The organism is Variovorax sp. YR266 (genome assembly GCF_900107295.1).
Classification (GTDB): Bacteria; Pseudomonadota; Gammaproteobacteria; order Burkholderiales; family Burkholderiaceae_C; genus Variovorax.
On sequence record NZ_FNPM01000002.1, the window covers coordinates 676,343 to 690,265 of the forward strand.

The 13,923-nt window shown below is 67.9% G+C and carries 12 protein-coding genes; 10 read left to right on the top strand and 2 right to left on the bottom strand.

Features of this window, described 5'->3' with window-relative positions:
* The first annotated feature begins 7 nt into the window (after nucleotides 1–7).
* The 3 genes from BLW48_RS08770 to BLW48_RS08780 all read left to right on the top strand — a co-directional run bounded on the left by BLW48_RS08770 (nucleotide 8) and on the right by BLW48_RS08780 (nucleotide 2,883).
* Entirely contained in the window at nucleotides 8–1,162 is a 1,155-nt protein-coding gene (locus BLW48_RS08770; RefSeq protein WP_093174066.1) for a GNAT family N-acetyltransferase, read from the top strand.
* A 69-nt stretch (nucleotides 1,163–1,231) separates the two neighbouring features.
* The gene (locus BLW48_RS08775) at nucleotides 1,232–1,984 is read left to right on the top strand and encodes a hypothetical protein (protein WP_093174068.1); all 753 of its coding nucleotides are present in this window, start codon (nucleotides 1,232–1,234) and stop codon (nucleotides 1,982–1,984) included.
* Between the two features lie 257 nt (nucleotides 1,985–2,241).
* Nucleotides 2,242–2,883, top strand: coding sequence for a lysozyme inhibitor LprI family protein (locus BLW48_RS08780; RefSeq protein WP_093054401.1), 642 nt, complete (start codon nucleotides 2,242–2,244; stop codon nucleotides 2,881–2,883).
* Between the two features lies 1 nt (nucleotide 2,884).
* Here BLW48_RS08780 and ppa read toward each other — a convergent pair whose 3' ends face one another.
* A complete protein-coding gene (gene ppa / locus BLW48_RS08785) occupies nucleotides 2,885–3,412 on the bottom strand; it encodes an inorganic diphosphatase (RefSeq protein ID WP_093054399.1) in 528 nt (175 codons plus the stop codon).
* Nucleotides 3,413–3,666: 254 nt separating this feature from the next.
* On the opposite strand from ppa, the gene BLW48_RS08790 reads away from it, so the two are divergent.
* From BLW48_RS08790 to BLW48_RS08820, 7 genes are read left to right on the top strand one after another with little or no spacing between them, the layout of a single operon-like run.
* Nucleotides 3,667–6,183 (top strand): sodium-translocating pyrophosphatase, encoded by a 2,517-nt coding sequence (locus tag BLW48_RS08790; protein WP_093174184.1) that lies wholly within the window; start codon nucleotides 3,667–3,669, stop codon nucleotides 6,181–6,183.
* Between the two features lies 1 nt (nucleotide 6,184).
* Nucleotides 6,185–6,553 (top strand): nuclear transport factor 2 family protein, encoded by a 369-nt coding sequence (locus tag BLW48_RS08795; RefSeq protein ID WP_093054397.1) that lies wholly within the window; start codon nucleotides 6,185–6,187, stop codon nucleotides 6,551–6,553.
* Nucleotides 6,554–6,608: 55 nt separating this feature from the next.
* Nucleotides 6,609–8,510 carry a YhgE/Pip domain-containing protein gene (locus BLW48_RS08800; RefSeq protein WP_093074906.1) on the top strand — a complete coding sequence of 634 codons (1,902 nt, stop codon included), beginning with the start codon at nucleotides 6,609–6,611 and terminating at the stop codon, nucleotides 8,508–8,510.
* A gap of 16 nt (nucleotides 8,511–8,526) precedes the next feature.
* On the top strand, nucleotides 8,527–9,963 hold the full coding sequence (locus BLW48_RS08805; protein WP_093174070.1) for a TolC family protein: 1,437 nt from the start codon (nucleotides 8,527–8,529) through the stop codon (nucleotides 9,961–9,963).
* Nucleotides 9,963–10,949, top strand: coding sequence for an HlyD family secretion protein (locus tag BLW48_RS08810; RefSeq protein WP_093174072.1), 987 nt, complete (start codon nucleotides 9,963–9,965; stop codon nucleotides 10,947–10,949). The genes BLW48_RS08805 and BLW48_RS08810 overlap by 1 nt, the downstream gene beginning before the upstream one ends.
* A 7-nt stretch (nucleotides 10,950–10,956) precedes the next feature.
* Entirely contained in the window at nucleotides 10,957–12,141 is a 1,185-nt protein-coding gene (locus tag BLW48_RS08815) for an ABC transporter permease (RefSeq protein ID WP_093174074.1), read from the top strand.
* Complete coding sequence (locus BLW48_RS08820; protein WP_093174076.1) at nucleotides 12,141–13,289, top strand: ABC transporter permease; 1,149 nt, start codon at nucleotides 12,141–12,143, stop codon at nucleotides 13,287–13,289. The genes BLW48_RS08815 and BLW48_RS08820 overlap by 1 nt, the downstream gene beginning before the upstream one ends.
* Here BLW48_RS08820 and BLW48_RS08825 read toward each other — a convergent pair.
* Nucleotides 13,286–13,915, bottom strand: coding sequence for a TetR/AcrR family transcriptional regulator (locus tag BLW48_RS08825; protein WP_093074921.1), 630 nt, complete (start codon nucleotides 13,913–13,915; stop codon nucleotides 13,286–13,288). The genes BLW48_RS08820 and BLW48_RS08825 overlap by 4 nt on opposite strands.
* Nucleotides 13,916–13,923: the final 8 nt, after the last annotated feature.

Genomic DNA, 13,923 nt, shown 5'->3' on the forward strand with positions numbered 1-13,923 from the left:
AAAAGGCTTGAACGATTATGTCATTCGGGTTCTGTCGTCGCCGGCTGACGTGAGCCCGGACGCATGGAACGCGCTGCTGGCCGCCGAGGCCGAGCCATCGCCCTTCATGCGCCATGAATACCTCGCGGCGCTGAACGACAGCCGCAGCGCCACGCCGGAGAGCGGATGGATGCCGCAGTTCGTCACACTGTGGCAAGGCGAGCAGTTGCAGGCCGCGTGCCCGTTCTACATCAAGGACCATTCCTACGGCGAGTACGTCTTCGACTGGGCCTGGGCCAATGCCTACGAGCAGCACGGGCTCGCGTACTACCCGAAGGCCGTGGTCGCGGTACCCTTCACGCCCGTACCCGGCACGCGGCTGCTGGCGCGCGACGCTCAAAGCCGCACGTTGCTGGTGCAAGGACTCGTCGCGCTGTGCAAACAGGAGGAGCTGTCGTCGCTGCACCTGCTGTTCGGCGCCGATGCCGACATCGCCGCCTGCACCGAAGCAGGCCTGATGCTGCGCAACACGGTGCAGTTCCACTGGACCAACGCCCAGTACCCCGACTTCGACTCCTTCCTCGCCAGCCTCTCGCACGACAAGCGCAAGAAGATCCGCCAGGAGCGCCGCAAGGTGGCCGACGCCGGCGTTAGCTTCCGCTGGTCGCGCGGCACCGACATCTCGAAGGCCGACTGGGACTTTTTCTACCGCTGCTACGAGCGCACCTACCGCGAGCACGGCAACCCGCCCTACCTCACGCGCGACTTCTTCCGGCGCATGGCCGACACGATGCCCGAAGCCTGGCTGCTGTTCGTCGCCGAGCGCAATGGCAAACCGATGGCCACCAGCCTGATCGCCCTTTCGACGCAGCGCGATGCACCGCTCGTTGCCTACGGCCGCTACTGGGGCGCGCTGGAGCGCGTCGACTGCCTGCACTTCGAGGCTTGCTACTACCAGCCGCTGGCCTGGTGCATCGAACACGGCGCCCAGCGCTTCGAGGGCGGCGCCCAGGGCGAGCACAAGATGGCGCGCGCGCTGATGCCAGTGAAAACCACCAGCGCCCACTGGCTGGCGCATCCGGCGTTTGCCGATGCGGTCGAGCGCTTCCTGGAGCGCGAGGGCGCGGACATCGAGAACTACATGGACCACCTGGGCGAGCGCAGCCCGTTCAAGGCCGCTTGACCAGCCTTTCTTGCCATGCGGGGCTGCTATAAAAGCGCCCGATATCCACAACAACTCAGAGAGAACTCGATGCCATTCGTCGGACTGGGGCTGCACGTCCTCATCGCGCTGTTCTTCGCCGTGCACGCAATGCGCCACGGCAAGCAGATGTACTGGCTCCTCATTCTTTTCAGCTTCCCGCTGCTGGGAAGCATCGTGTACTTCGTGGTCGAGTACCTGCCCGCCTCGCGCATGCAGCGCACCGCCGGCAAGGTGGCCAGCGCGGCCATCGGTTTCATCGACCCCGAGCGCGAATACCGCGCGGCCACCGAGGCCTACGACCTCGCCCCCACGGCCCAGAACAAGCTGCGCCTTGCCAAGGCAGCGCTCGACAAGGGGCAGGCCGCCGATGCCGTCGGCCATTACCGCGACGCACTGAAGGGCCCGCTGGCCTCCGATCCCGAACTGCAGTTCGGCCTGGCCAGCGCCCTGTTGGCTGCGGGTGGAGCGACTGCCGGCCGCGAGGCATTGCAGGCGCTCCAGGCCCTGCGCGCCACGCGCGACGACTACCGCAAGGACGAAGTCGCCGTGCTCACCGCCCGCGCCCTCGCCGCCGACGGACGCCAGCCGGAAGCGCGCGAAGCCTTCGAGGCCGCGCTGAGCCAGTACAACACCGTCGAGGCCCGCGCCCGTTACATCGCATGGCTTGCCCAGCAAGGCGATGCCACCGGTGCACAGCGCCAGTGGGACGAACTCCAGCAGGCCGCTCGCCACTGGAACTCGCATGCGCGTTCGGTCAATCGCGAATGGATGCGGCTGGCCAGCGACGCGGTCCGCGCCTGAAGCGTCTCCTCTGTCCAAGGGCATAGTGCCCTTGACCATTCGGCACATCGACGGCGCGCGGCGCCTCTCCTAGCATCCGCATCGAGGAGAGAGAACCGCATGCGCGTTCGGTCAATCGCGAATGGATGCGGCTGGCCAGCGACGCGGTCCGCGCCTGAAGCGTCTCCTCTGTCCAAGGGCATAGTGCCCTTGACCATTCGGCACATCGACGGCGCGCGGCGCCTCTCCTAGCATCCGCATCGAGGAGAGAGAACCGCATGCCGCCCTTCACACGCCCTGCCCTCGTGGCACTCTGCTTCATGGCGGCCAGCCAGTTGGCCACGGCCGCCAGCTTCGACTGCGCCAAGGCCGGCAACGCCACCGAGAAAGCCATCTGCGCCGACCCCGGCCTGTCACGGCAGGACGAAGCCATGGCCGCCCTCTACAAGCGGCAAGTCGAAATGCCCGGCACGGGCCAGTGGGCGACGTTCCTGAAACGCGACCAGCGTGACTGGATAGCTGTGCGCAACCGCGAATGCCGCGGCAAGACCGAATGCCTCAAGCAGGACTACGAGCGGCGCATCACCTACCTGAGTCACCCGCTGCTGCATTGGATGGGACGCTATGTGGAAGGCCAATGCCCGAAGGACGGGCGCTTCCTCGACGTGACGCCCGAACTGGGCGGCACGCTGGACATCCAGATCTACGTTTGCCCCGACCCGCGCGGCAACATGCTGCTGCAGGGCAAGAACGTGCTCGACGGGCAGCGGCGCCTCGTGGTGCAGGAAGGCGGGCGTTGCACCCGCACACTCCAGTTCGACACCGACCGCGTCACCGTCTCGGACACGCCGGGCTGCGCGCCATCGCTGGCCGGCAGCTTCACGCGCGACCCGCGCCGCTCGCCCTTCGAGAACGAATAAATTACTTCTTGTAGCTGGCGATGCCGTCCAGGATTTCCTTCTTGGCCGCGTCGATGCCTTCCCAGCCCAGCACCTTGACCCACTTGCCTTCTTCCAGGTCCTTGTAGTGCTCGAAGAAGTGGCTGATGGCCTTCAGGCGCATCGGGTTCACGTCGTCGACCGACTTCCAGTGGCTGTAGATGGGCAGCACCTTGTCGGTGGGCACGGCCAGCACCTTGCCGTCGACGCCGGCTTCGTCTTCCATCATCAGGATGCCCAGGGGGCGGCACGGCACCACCACGCCCGGCAGCAGCGGATACGGAGCGATCACCAGCACGTCGACCGGGTCGCCGTCGCCCGACAGGGTCTGTGGCACGTAGCCGTAGTTGGCCGGGTAGTACATGGCCGTCGTCATGAAGCGGTCGACAAAAATCGCGCCCGATTCCTTGTCGACTTCGTACTTGATCGGGTCGGCGTTCATCGGGATTTCGATCACGACATTGAAGGAATCGGGGACGTTCTTGCCGGGGGAAACTTTGTCGAAGGACATGACGTTTTTCGAGTAGTGGAAAAGTATGAGAGAGATGGGGACAAACCCGGAGTTTACTTTCCGTGTCACCGACCGGTCGCACGCGCACTCGTATTTGCCTGTAAATTGCAACCGTTGGCCAATCGGCTCCTCACCCTTGGTGCAGTGAGCTTCGAGGAAGCAACGCGGCGGAAAACATGGTCCCGTACGCGTTGCACGCAGGGCCCATGCTGTCCGTCTCCACAAGTCGCAACGAACGAATGGAGAAGCAAAGCATGATCGGCAACACCCCCCTGATACTGGCTATCGTCTGCGGCCTGGTGGCCGTGGCCTACGGTTTCTGGGCTCGAAGTTGGATTCTCGCGAAGGACGCAGGCAATGCCCGCATGCAGGAAATTGCAGCGGCCATCCAGGCCGGCGCCTCCGCCTACCTCGCCAAGCAGTACAGCACCATCGCCATCGTCGGCGTGGTGCTCGCCATCCTCATCGCCATCTTCCTGGACCTGACCACGGCAGTCGGCTTCATCGTGGGCGCGGTGCTCTCGGGTGCCTGCGGCTTCATCGGCATGAACGTGTCGGTGCGCGCCAATGTGCGCACCGCGCAGGCGGCCACTCAAGGCATCGGCCCGGCACTCGACGTCGCGTTCCGCGGCGGAGCCATCACCGGCATGCTGGTGGTGGGCCTGGGCCTGCTGGGCGTGTCGGCCTTCTACTGGGTCTTGATCGGCAGCAGCACGCCGGCGGCGGGCCACAGCCTCGCGGCCACCCTCAATCCGCTGATCGGCTTTGCCTTCGGCTCCTCGCTGATCTCGATCTTCGCGCGGCTGGGCGGCGGCATCTTCACCAAGGGCGCCGACGTCGGCGCCGACCTGGTGGGCAAGGTCGAGGCCGGCATCCCCGAAGACGACCCGCGCAATCCGGCCGTGATTGCCGACAACGTGGGCGACAACGTCGGCGACTGCGCCGGCATGGCCGCCGACCTGTTCGAAACCTACGCCGTGACGCTGATCGCCACCATGGTGCTGGGCGCGCTGATGGTTACCGCGGCGCCCACCAACGCGGTGCTGTACCCGCTCGCGCTGGGCGGCGTGTCGATCATCGCGTCGATCATCGGCTGCTTCTTCGTGAAGGCCTCGCCGGGCATGGTCAACGTGATGCCGGCGCTCTACAAGGGCCTGGCGGTGGCGGGCATCCTGTCGCTGATCGCGTTCTGGTTCGTCACCAGCTGGCTGATTCCCGACAACGCGATCGCCCCGAGCGGCAGCCAGCTGAAGCTGTTCGGCGCCTGCTTCGTCGGCCTCGCATTGACGGCCGCGCTCGTGTGGATCACCGAGTACTATACCGGCACGCAGTACAAGCCCGTGCAGCACATCGCGCAGGCCTCGACCACGGGCCACGGCACCAACATCATCGCGGGCCTGGGCGTGTCGATGCGCTCCACGGCGTGGCCGGTGATCTTCGTGTGCATCGCCATCCTGGCTTCGTACTCGCTGGCAGGCCTCTTCGGCATTGCGGTGGCTGCCACGTCGATGCTGAGCATGGCCGGCATCGTGGTGGCGCTGGACGCCTACGGCCCCATCACCGACAACGCCGGCGGCATCGCCGAGATGAGCGACCTGCCCGCCAGCGTGCGCGCCGTGACCGACCCGCTCGACGCGGTCGGCAACACCACCAAGGCCGTGACCAAGGGCTACGCCATCGGCTCTGCGGGCCTCGCCTCGCTGGTGCTCTTCGCCGACTACACGCACAAGCTGGAGAGCTTCGGGCTGAACATCAGCTTCAACCTGAGCGACCCGATGGTGATCGTCGGCCTCTTCATCGGCGGGTTGATTCCCTACCTGTTCGGCGCGATGGCCATGGAGGCCGTGGGCCGCGCGGCGGGCGCGGTGGTGGAAGAAGTGCGGCGCCAATTCCGCGACATCCCCGGCATCATGGAAGGCACCGGCAAGCCCGAGTACGGCAAGGCCGTGAGCATGCTGACCGGCGCGGCCATCAAGGAAATGATGATCCCCTCGCTGCTGCCGGTGCTGGTGCCGATCGTCGTCGGCCTGGTGCTGGGGCCGAAGGCGCTGGGCGGGCTGCTGATGGGCACCATCGTCACGGGCCTGTTCGTCGCCATCAGCATGTGCACCGGCGGTGGCGCCTGGGACAACGCCAAGAAGTACATCGAGGACGGCCACTTCGGCGGCAAGGGCAGCGAGACGCACAAGGCAGCCGTCACCGGCGATACCGTGGGCGACCCCTACAAGGACACCGCCGGCCCGGCCGTGAACCCGCTGATCAAGATCATCAACATCGTGGCGCTGCTCATCGTGCCGCTGGTGGTGAAGTTCCATGGTGGCGATGCGGCGGCGGCCGTGCCAGCGAAGGTCGAGATGCCGCCGGCCGCGACCGCGCCCGCCGCGATGGCTCCGTCGACGCCTGCTGCGGTGGTCGCTTCGGGCGCCGTGTCGGCCGCAGAAGCCGCAGCGGTGAAGGTCGAGAACGGCGTCGTGAAGTTCTACTTCGCGAGCGCCAGCTCCGAAGTAGCGCCCAACGCCAAGGAAGCCCTGGCCGACGTCATCAAAGCCGTGCAGAGCGGCAGCACGGTGCTCGTGAGCGGCTACCACGATGCCAGCGGCGACCCGGCCAAGAATGCCGAGCTCGCCAAGCAGCGCGCGATGGCCGTGAGCGATGCGCTCAAGGCCGCTGGTGCGCCTGAAGACAAGATCGAGCTGGCCAAGCCCGAGCAATCGCAGGCCGATGGGCCGCCCGCCGAGGCGCGCCGCGTTGAAGTCAAAGTAAAGTCCTGAAATGCCCACGCCCGAACGACTCGAATCATTCATTGCCGCCGTCGAAGGCGGCGCGCATGCCAAGGCCATCGAGGACTACTACACCGAAGATGCCACCATGCGCGAGAACCAGGCCGAGCCGCGGCGCGGCCGCAGCACGCTGGTGGCGCAGGAAAGCGCCGTGCTCGACCGCACCGAGTCGGTGGTTTCCACCTGCGTGCGGCCGGTGCTGGTGAACGGCGACCACGTAGCGATCCACTGGATCTTCGAGTTCACGTTCAAGGGCGGCAGCAAGATGCGAATGGAAGAAATCGCCTGGCAGCGCTGGGAAGGCGAGCGCATCGCGGAAGAGCAATTCTTCTACGACCCCGCCCAGAAAAAGCCGGGCTGACCGCTTCTGCGCGCAAACCCCACCGCCATGGCGCTGCTGCAGACCTCCTAGCCCCATGCGATACCTTCACGCACTGTTCGCCGGTACCTGGGCCATCGCCCGGGCCGAGCTGGCGATCGTGCGGCGCTTTCCGCGCATCCTGCTGGCCGTGGTGGCGGTCGGCGTGGTGCCGGCGCTCTATGCGCTGATCTACCTCACGAGCGTGTGGGACCCGGCCGGGCACACGGCCGACCTGCCCGCCGCCATCGTCAACCAGGACCAGGGCGTGACCTACATGTCGCGCACCGTCAATGTCGGCGACGAACTCACGCACACCCTGCTCGACAAGCGCGCCTTCGGCTTCCGCGCGATGACCGACGCCGAAGCCGCGCGCGCCGAGGTTCGGCGCGGCACGCTGGCCTTTGCGCTGCTGATTCCAGCCGACTTCAGCGCCAACGCGGTACCGGGTGCGCAGCGCGGCGCCGGGCAACTGGTGGTCTACACCTCCGAAGGCAACAACTACAGCTCGGCCGGCCTGGCGCGGCGTTTCGCGGGTGAGCTGGGGCACCAGGTCAACGAGATGCTCAACGAGCAGCGCTGGGGGCTGGTGCTGAATGCGGCCTCCGGCTCACAGCAGCGGCTCGACAAGCTCAAGCAGGCCCTGCTGGAGCTGCGCGACGGCAGCCAGACGCTGGCCAACGGCGCGGCCCAATACAGCGCCGCCGCGCAGCAAGTGAGCAGCGGGTTCAAGCAGGTGAACGGCGGCATCCGCACCATCGAATCGAAGCTGCCGGCCGACGCTGACCTGCGTGCACTGAAGGCCGGCTCGCAGCAACTCGCGGCAGGCCAACGCGAACTCGGCAGCGGGCTCGCGCAGATCGGCGACGGACTCGGCCAGCTCGAAGCCGGTGCCGGCCAGCTCGGCGACGGCGCGCGCAAGATGCAGAAGGATTCCGCCGACATCCCCTTCGTGGGCGAGCGCATCGCCAAGGGAGCGGGCGAGCTCGCGGCCGGCGCCGACAAGCTGCGCGGCGGCATCGATCAGGCGCAGGGGGCCATGGCCAAGGCACAGGACGGCAATCACAAGCTCGCGGCCGGCGCCACTGCGCTCGACGGCGGCGTGGGCAAGCTCACCGACGGCATGGGGGCGCTGTCCGGCGGCATCCGCACCATGGCCGGCAAGCTGCCGGCGGACAAGAAGCTCGACGAGTTCGTGCAGGGTGGCGCTCAGCTTGCGCAAGGCGCGCAGCGCCTGCTGACCGGCGTGCGCACCATCGAAGCCGCCCTGCCCGCCTCGATCACCCGCATCCAGGGCAGCGCGTCGGGGCTGGCCGACTCGGTCGAGCCCAAGGTCGAGGTGGTGGCACCGGTGGACAACAACGGCAGCGCCTTCGTGCCGAACATGGTGTCGGTGGCGCTGTGGATCGGCGCGGTGATGGCCGGCTACCTGTTCAACATCCGCATCGTGCTGGCGGACCACACCCACTACCCGAAGCTCGCCAAGACGCTCGGCAAGATCACCATGCCGGCGCTGATCGTGCTGCTGCAGGTGGCGCTGGTGCTGGCCACGCTGCTGGGCGTGCTGCAGGTGCAGGCGCCGCACGTGGCCGCCCTGGCGCTCACGATGGCGCTGGCCTCACTGGTCTTCCTGGTGGTGCTGTTCGCGATCCTGCATGTGTTCGGCGACTTCGGCCGCATCCTTACGGTGCTGCTGCTCACGCTGCAGCTGTCGGCCGGTGGCGGGGTGCTGCCGGTGGAGCTTTCGGCCGGCTTCTTCCGCACTGTGCACAGCTGGCTGCCGTTCAGTTGGGTAGTGCAGGCCTTTCGCGCGGTGATGTTCGGTGCCTTCGACGACGGATGGGCGCATGCATGCTGGGTGGTGGTGCTGTCGGGCGCAGTGGCCGTCGGGCTGATGGCGCTGTTCGGCAAATGGAAGGAAGTGCTGCTGGCGGACTACCGGCCAACGGTGCAGATCTGAACAGCCCCTTGAAACGATGACACGCTGCCGCCAAGCCCTTTCTCCTTCTCTCTACCTGCTGCCGGCACTGCTGGTGCTGGGCACCGCGGCTTTCGCGCAAGCCCAGGCCCGCAACGACGACACTCTGTCGCTGAGCTTCGAAGCGGCCCGCGCCCGCATGCTCGATCGCTCCGACAAGCTGGCCGCGGCTCGCGCGGCGGTCGAGTCGAAGGAACTGCAGGGCCAGGGCCTCAAGGGGCTCGGCGGCCCGACTGTGAGCGTCTCGGGGCTGGCCTACGCGTACAACGCGAACCTGAACCTCGACCTCGATCCGCTCAACCAGAAATTCGGGCAGATCGGCTCGGCGCTGCCGTCGTCCATCCAGAGCGTGATCGCGCGCGTGCCGATTCCGCAGCTGCCCAACAGCTACACGCTCAACCGCCACGACACCGGCGCCAACACATCGATCTCGGCCGTGTGGCCGCTCTACGTCGGCGGCGCGACCGATGCTGTGCGCGGCTTCGTCTCGGCGCAGACGCGCGAAGCGCAGGCCGATGCCGAGCAGGCCGGCCACGAGGTCGACACCCTGCTGGTGCAGCGCTACTTCGGCGCCCAGCTCGCGCAGCGCGCGGCCACGCTGCGCGCACAGGCCGAGCGAACGATCGCACAACATGATTCAGCGGCGCAGAAGATGCTCGCGGCCGGCGTGATCTCGCGCGTCGAGCGGCTGCAGGCCAGCGCAGCGTACGAAGAGGCGCGGCGCAATGCGCGCAAGGCCGAGAACGACGCGGCGCTCGCCGCCGTGGCCCTGGCCCGCACGGTGCGCGCCGACGGCAGCGTGGCGCCGCAGACGCCGCTCTTTCTCATCAGCACGCCGATCGAACCGCTCGGCTATTTCATCGACTCGGCGCTTACGCGGCACCCGGGCCTGGGCAAGGTCGCGGCCAAGAAGTCGCAGGCCGAGCAATTGCACGAAGGCGAAGAGGCGCTGCGCCGCCCGCAGGTCATTGCCTTCGGCACGCGCGAACTCAAGGGCGGCAACGCCGACTGGGTGGCCGGCCTCGGCGTGCGCTGGACGCTGTACGACTCGGTCGACCGCGACGCCCTGTCGGCTGCTTCACTCAAGCAGGTCGAGCAGGCCGAGCGCACCGACGCTCAGGCGCGCAGCGACATCTCGCTGCTGGTCGAACGCAACTGGCGCGCGCTGGAGAACGCGCGCCGCCAATACCTCGAGATGAAGGCCTCGGTGGAGCTGGCGCAAGAGGTCGTGAAGCTGCGCACCTCGGGCTTGCGCGAAGGCACGAGCACCACGCTCGACCTGATCGACGCCGAAACCAACCAGGCCAAGGTGCTGACCGAACGCGCGCAGGCCGCCAACGACTACGTGCAAGCGCTTGCGCAGCTGCTCGAAAGCGCGGGCCTTTCCGAAAGGTTTTCCGACTACATCGCGCGTGCCGACGTGAAGGTGAATTGATGATGAGTGCCAAGACCCGAAAACTGATCGCGATACTCGCCGCCCTGCTCGTGCTGGCGGTGCTCATCTGGGGTTTCTGGCGCGCCTCGCAGCCCGCCCCCGAGGTGTTCCAGGGCCAGATGGAGGCGCGCGAGACCGATGTTGCCGGCAAGGTGACGGCGCGTATCGCCGAAGTGCCGGTGAAGGAAGGCGACCGCATACAGGCCGGCGCGGTGCTGGTGCGCATGGACAGCCCCGAAGTGCGCGCCAAGCTCGCACAGGCCACTGCCGCCGAACAGGCCGCGCAGGCCGTCGCCGACAAGGCGCAGAACGGCGCGCGCCCGCAGGAGGTCGAGATGGCGCGCATGCAGTGGCAGCGCGCCGAAACCGCGGCCCAGCTGGCGCAGACCTCGTACCGCCGTGTCGACGGACTTGCGCGCGAAGGCCTGGTGGCCGACCAGAAACGCGACGAGGCCGAAGCCAACTGGAAGGCCTCGCGCGACGCCGCCATTGCCGCCAAGGCGCAGTACGACATGGCACGCATCGGCGCCCGCCCCGAAGACAAGACAGCCGCCAGCGCGCAGGTGCGCCAGGTCGCCGGCGTGGTAGCCGAGGCCGAAGCCGCCAAGGCCGAGACCGAGCTACGCAGCCCCGTCGGGGGCGAGGTGGCCAAGGTGCTGGCCAAGGTCGGCGAGCTGTCGCCGCAGGGCGTGGCCGTGGTCACGGTGGTCGACCTGAGCGACCAGTGGGTGGTGCTCAACGTGCGCGAAGACCGGCTCGCCCGCTTCGCGCTCGGCAACGAATTCGATGCGCGCCTGCCCGCGCTGCCGGAAGACAGGCGCACGGCCCGCTTCAAGGTCTACTACAGCGCAGTGCTGCCCGACTTCGCGACGTGGCGCGCCACGCGCGGCGGCACCGGCTTCGACGTGCGCACCTTCGAGGTCCGTGCGCGGCCGCTCAAGCCCATCGACGGCGCTCGGCCCGGCATGAGCGTGCTGGTCGACTGAGTTCGCGATGAGCCTGCGCGGCTTTTCCGCAGCCAGCGCACGGCGCGAGTTCGCGCTGCTGCGCACGCGCCCCTGGGACCTGGCGATGGTCTCGTGGGTGCCGTTGCTGGCGGTGTTCCTGATCTGGTGGATCTTCTCTGCCGGCCTGCCCGAGCGATTGCCAATCGGCGTGCTCGACCAGGACCACTCGTCGCTCTCGCGCCAGCTGGTGCGCTTTCTGGACGCCACGCCCGGCTTGCGCGTGGTGCAGCGGTACGGCGACGAAGGCGAGATGGCGCGCGCCCTGACCAGCGGCGCGGTCGACGCGGCGGTGCAGTTGCCGCGCGACCTGAGCCGTGACGTCAAGCAGGGCCGCGTCGGGCAGGTCGTGCTGCTGCACAACGCGCAGCTCGGCACGCATTCGAGCCTGATCCAGCGCGACGTGCGCACTGCCGTGGCCACGGTTTCGGGCGGGGTCGAGCTCACGGTGCGCAACAAGCGCGGCGAGTCGATGACGGCGGCGCGCGTGAGCATGGAGCCGATCAAGGCGAGCATGGTGGCGCTGTTCAACACCTCGACCGACTACGAGCAGTTTCTCGGCGCGGCGCTGATTCCGGCGCTGCTGCACATTCTTGCGATGACGGCCGGCGCCTGGGCCGTGGGGCGCGAGCTGCGCGACCGCAGCATCGGCGAGTGGCTGGGCGCCGCGCCACGATGGCACGAGGCGCTGGCAGCGCTGGCGGGCAAGCTGGCGCTGCCGTTCGCGAGCCTTTCGGCGGTGGCCATCGCGGCGATGCTGTGGATCACCGCGGGTCGCGGGTGGCATCCGGTCGGTTCGCTCGGGTGGACGCTGTTTGCGCTGGTTGTGTTCCTGGCGCTGTCGATTGCGCTCGGGGCTTTCGCGGCGGCATTCACGCGTTCGCTGCGCACTGCGCTTTCGGCTACGGGCTTCATCACGGCGCCGGCCTTCGCGTTCGGTGGCGTGGGTTTTCCGCTGGTCGCGATGCCCTTCTTAGCGCAGATATGGGCCGGCCTGCTGCCCTACACGCACTACATCCGCGTGCAGATGGAGCAGTTGCAGATGGGCGCGCCGGTGGTGTATTCGGTCGCCACGCCGCTGTGGATGGTGCTGGGCACGGGCGTGCTGCTTGCCGCGTCCGCCGGTGCGCTGGTGCGCGCGGCCGGAGCGCCCGACAGTTGGGGTGGACGGTGATGACTGACGAACAGCTCCACCTCGGCGCCGCATGGCGCGACACCGCGCTCGCCGTGCTGCGCGACAAGGGCGTGCTGCTGATCATGCTGCTCGCGCCCATCATCTACGGCTTCTTCTACCCGTGGCCCTATGGCACGCAGGCCGTGGCGCGCGTGCCGGTGGCAGTGGTCGACCAGGACCACACAGCGCTGTCGCGGCAGATCGCGCGCTTCGCGCTGGCCAATCCGCGGCTCGACGTGCGCATGGTCACGGGAGATGTGCACGAGGCGCAGCAGGCGCTGTGGCGCGGCGACATCGAAGGCTATGCGCTGCTGCCGGCCGACCTCAAGCGCGATGTGCTGCGCGGCACCTCGGCCGTCGTCACCATCGAAGGCAACGGCGCCTATGCGCTGTTGAACAAAGCGGTGCTGTATGGCTTCTCGGAGGCCGTGGGTACGGTGTCGGCCGGGGTCGAGATCCGCAAGCTGCAGGCTGGCGGCCAGAGCGCGATCCAGGCGGCGCGCAGCCGCAGTCCGCTCAACACGCAGCTGGTCGCGCTGTTCAACCCGACCGAAGGCTATGGCAGCTACGTGGTGCCGGCAGTGGCACTGCTGATCCTGCAGCAGACGCTGCTGATGGGCGTGGCGATGCTGGCTGGCACCTGGGCCGAGGCGGGGCGGCTGCGGGCGTCGATGGGAGCCTGGCTGGGCCGGCTGGGGGCGCTCTCGGCGTTCGGCTTTCTGAGCGGGCTTTTTTATTTCGGCTGGGTGTTCTTCTTGCAGGACTACCCGCGCGGTGGCAATCCGCTCGGCGCGCTGGTGTTGCTCGCGTTCTACGTGCCGGCGATCTGCACGCTGGGCTTGGTGCTCGGCTGCTGGTTCCGAGACCGCGAGCGGGCCTTGCAGGTGCTGCTGTTCACCGCCCTGCCGATGGCCTTTCTCTCGGGCTTCTCGTGGCCAGTGGAGGCCTTGCCGGGGCCGCTGCAGGCACTGCGCTGGCTCTTCCCGAGCACGGCGGGCATACAGGCCTCGCTGCGGCTCAACCAGATGGGCGCGCCGCTGCATGACGTGCTGCCCTACCTCGGCATGCTGCTGTCGCTGACTCTTGCGGGGCTGCTGGCGCTGTGGCTCGCGGCCACCCAGCGCACCGCCGGGTCGAAGCGCGTCTAGCGCTGGCTCTCGGCCGCCACGGCGCGCACCAGCCGCGTGGCGGGCGCCACCAGTTCGCGCAGGTCGCCCGCGCGGTCCTGCTCGATGGCCTGCAACACCAGTTCGTTGATGCCGCCGACCACGGTCATTGCCATCTCGCTCGTCAGGTGCACGGCGGGGCCATCCGCGCTGTCGCTGCTGTTGATCGCCACCTGGATGAAGTTGGCGATCTCGTCGTTCACCCGGCGCCGCACCACCAGGCCCGGCATGCCGAGCCCCAGGATCTCGACGAAGAGCGTGCGCAGCAGCACCGGGTCTTGCGCGAGGTAATCGAAGTACGCGGTCATGGCCTGCTCGACCTGCGCATGCCAGGGCTGCACCGGGTCGAAGGCCTCGCTCACCGCCTGCAGCGCGAGCCGGCTGGCGGTTTCGTAGAGTGCGATCAGGCACTCGGTCTTGGTGCTGAAGTGTTCGTAGAAAGTGCGGCGCGACACGGCGGCCTCGCGCACGATGTCGGCAATGGTTGTCTCGGCGTAGCCCTTGGCTGCCACGGCGTGCGCCATGCCCTGCAGCAGACGCTTGTAGTGCTCGCTCCCTGGGCCCTCGGCGGACTTGGAAGGGGCTGCTTTTTCGATGGTTTCGCTCATGAACGGCA

Bases quoted from the DNA above. Each gene is read 5' to 3' on its own strand.
- BLW48_RS08775 (WP_093174068.1), top strand. From the start codon at position 1,232: ATGCCATTCGTCGGACTGGGGCTGCACGTCCTCATCGCGCTGTTCTTC.
- BLW48_RS08780 (WP_093054401.1), top strand. From the start codon at position 2,242: ATGCCGCCCTTCACACGCCCTGCCCTCGTGGCACTCTGCTTCATGGCG.
- ppa (WP_093054399.1), bottom strand. From the start codon at position 3,412: ATGTCCTTCGACAAAGTTTCCCCCGGCAAGAACGTCCCCGATTCCTTC.
- BLW48_RS08790 (WP_093174184.1), top strand. From the start codon at position 3,667: ATGATCGGCAACACCCCCCTGATACTGGCTATCGTCTGCGGCCTGGTG.
- BLW48_RS08795 (WP_093054397.1), top strand. From the start codon at position 6,185: ATGCCCACGCCCGAACGACTCGAATCATTCATTGCCGCCGTCGAAGGC.
- BLW48_RS08800 (WP_093074906.1), top strand. From the start codon at position 6,609: ATGCGATACCTTCACGCACTGTTCGCCGGTACCTGGGCCATCGCCCGG.
- BLW48_RS08805 (WP_093174070.1), top strand. From the start codon at position 8,527: ATGACACGCTGCCGCCAAGCCCTTTCTCCTTCTCTCTACCTGCTGCCG.
- BLW48_RS08810 (WP_093174072.1), top strand. From the start codon at position 9,963: ATGATGAGTGCCAAGACCCGAAAACTGATCGCGATACTCGCCGCCCTG.
- BLW48_RS08815 (WP_093174074.1), top strand. From the start codon at position 10,957: ATGAGCCTGCGCGGCTTTTCCGCAGCCAGCGCACGGCGCGAGTTCGCG.
- BLW48_RS08820 (WP_093174076.1), top strand. From the start codon at position 12,141: ATGACTGACGAACAGCTCCACCTCGGCGCCGCATGGCGCGACACCGCG.
- BLW48_RS08825 (WP_093074921.1), bottom strand. From the start codon at position 13,915: ATGAGCGAAACCATCGAAAAAGCAGCCCCTTCCAAGTCCGCCGAGGGC.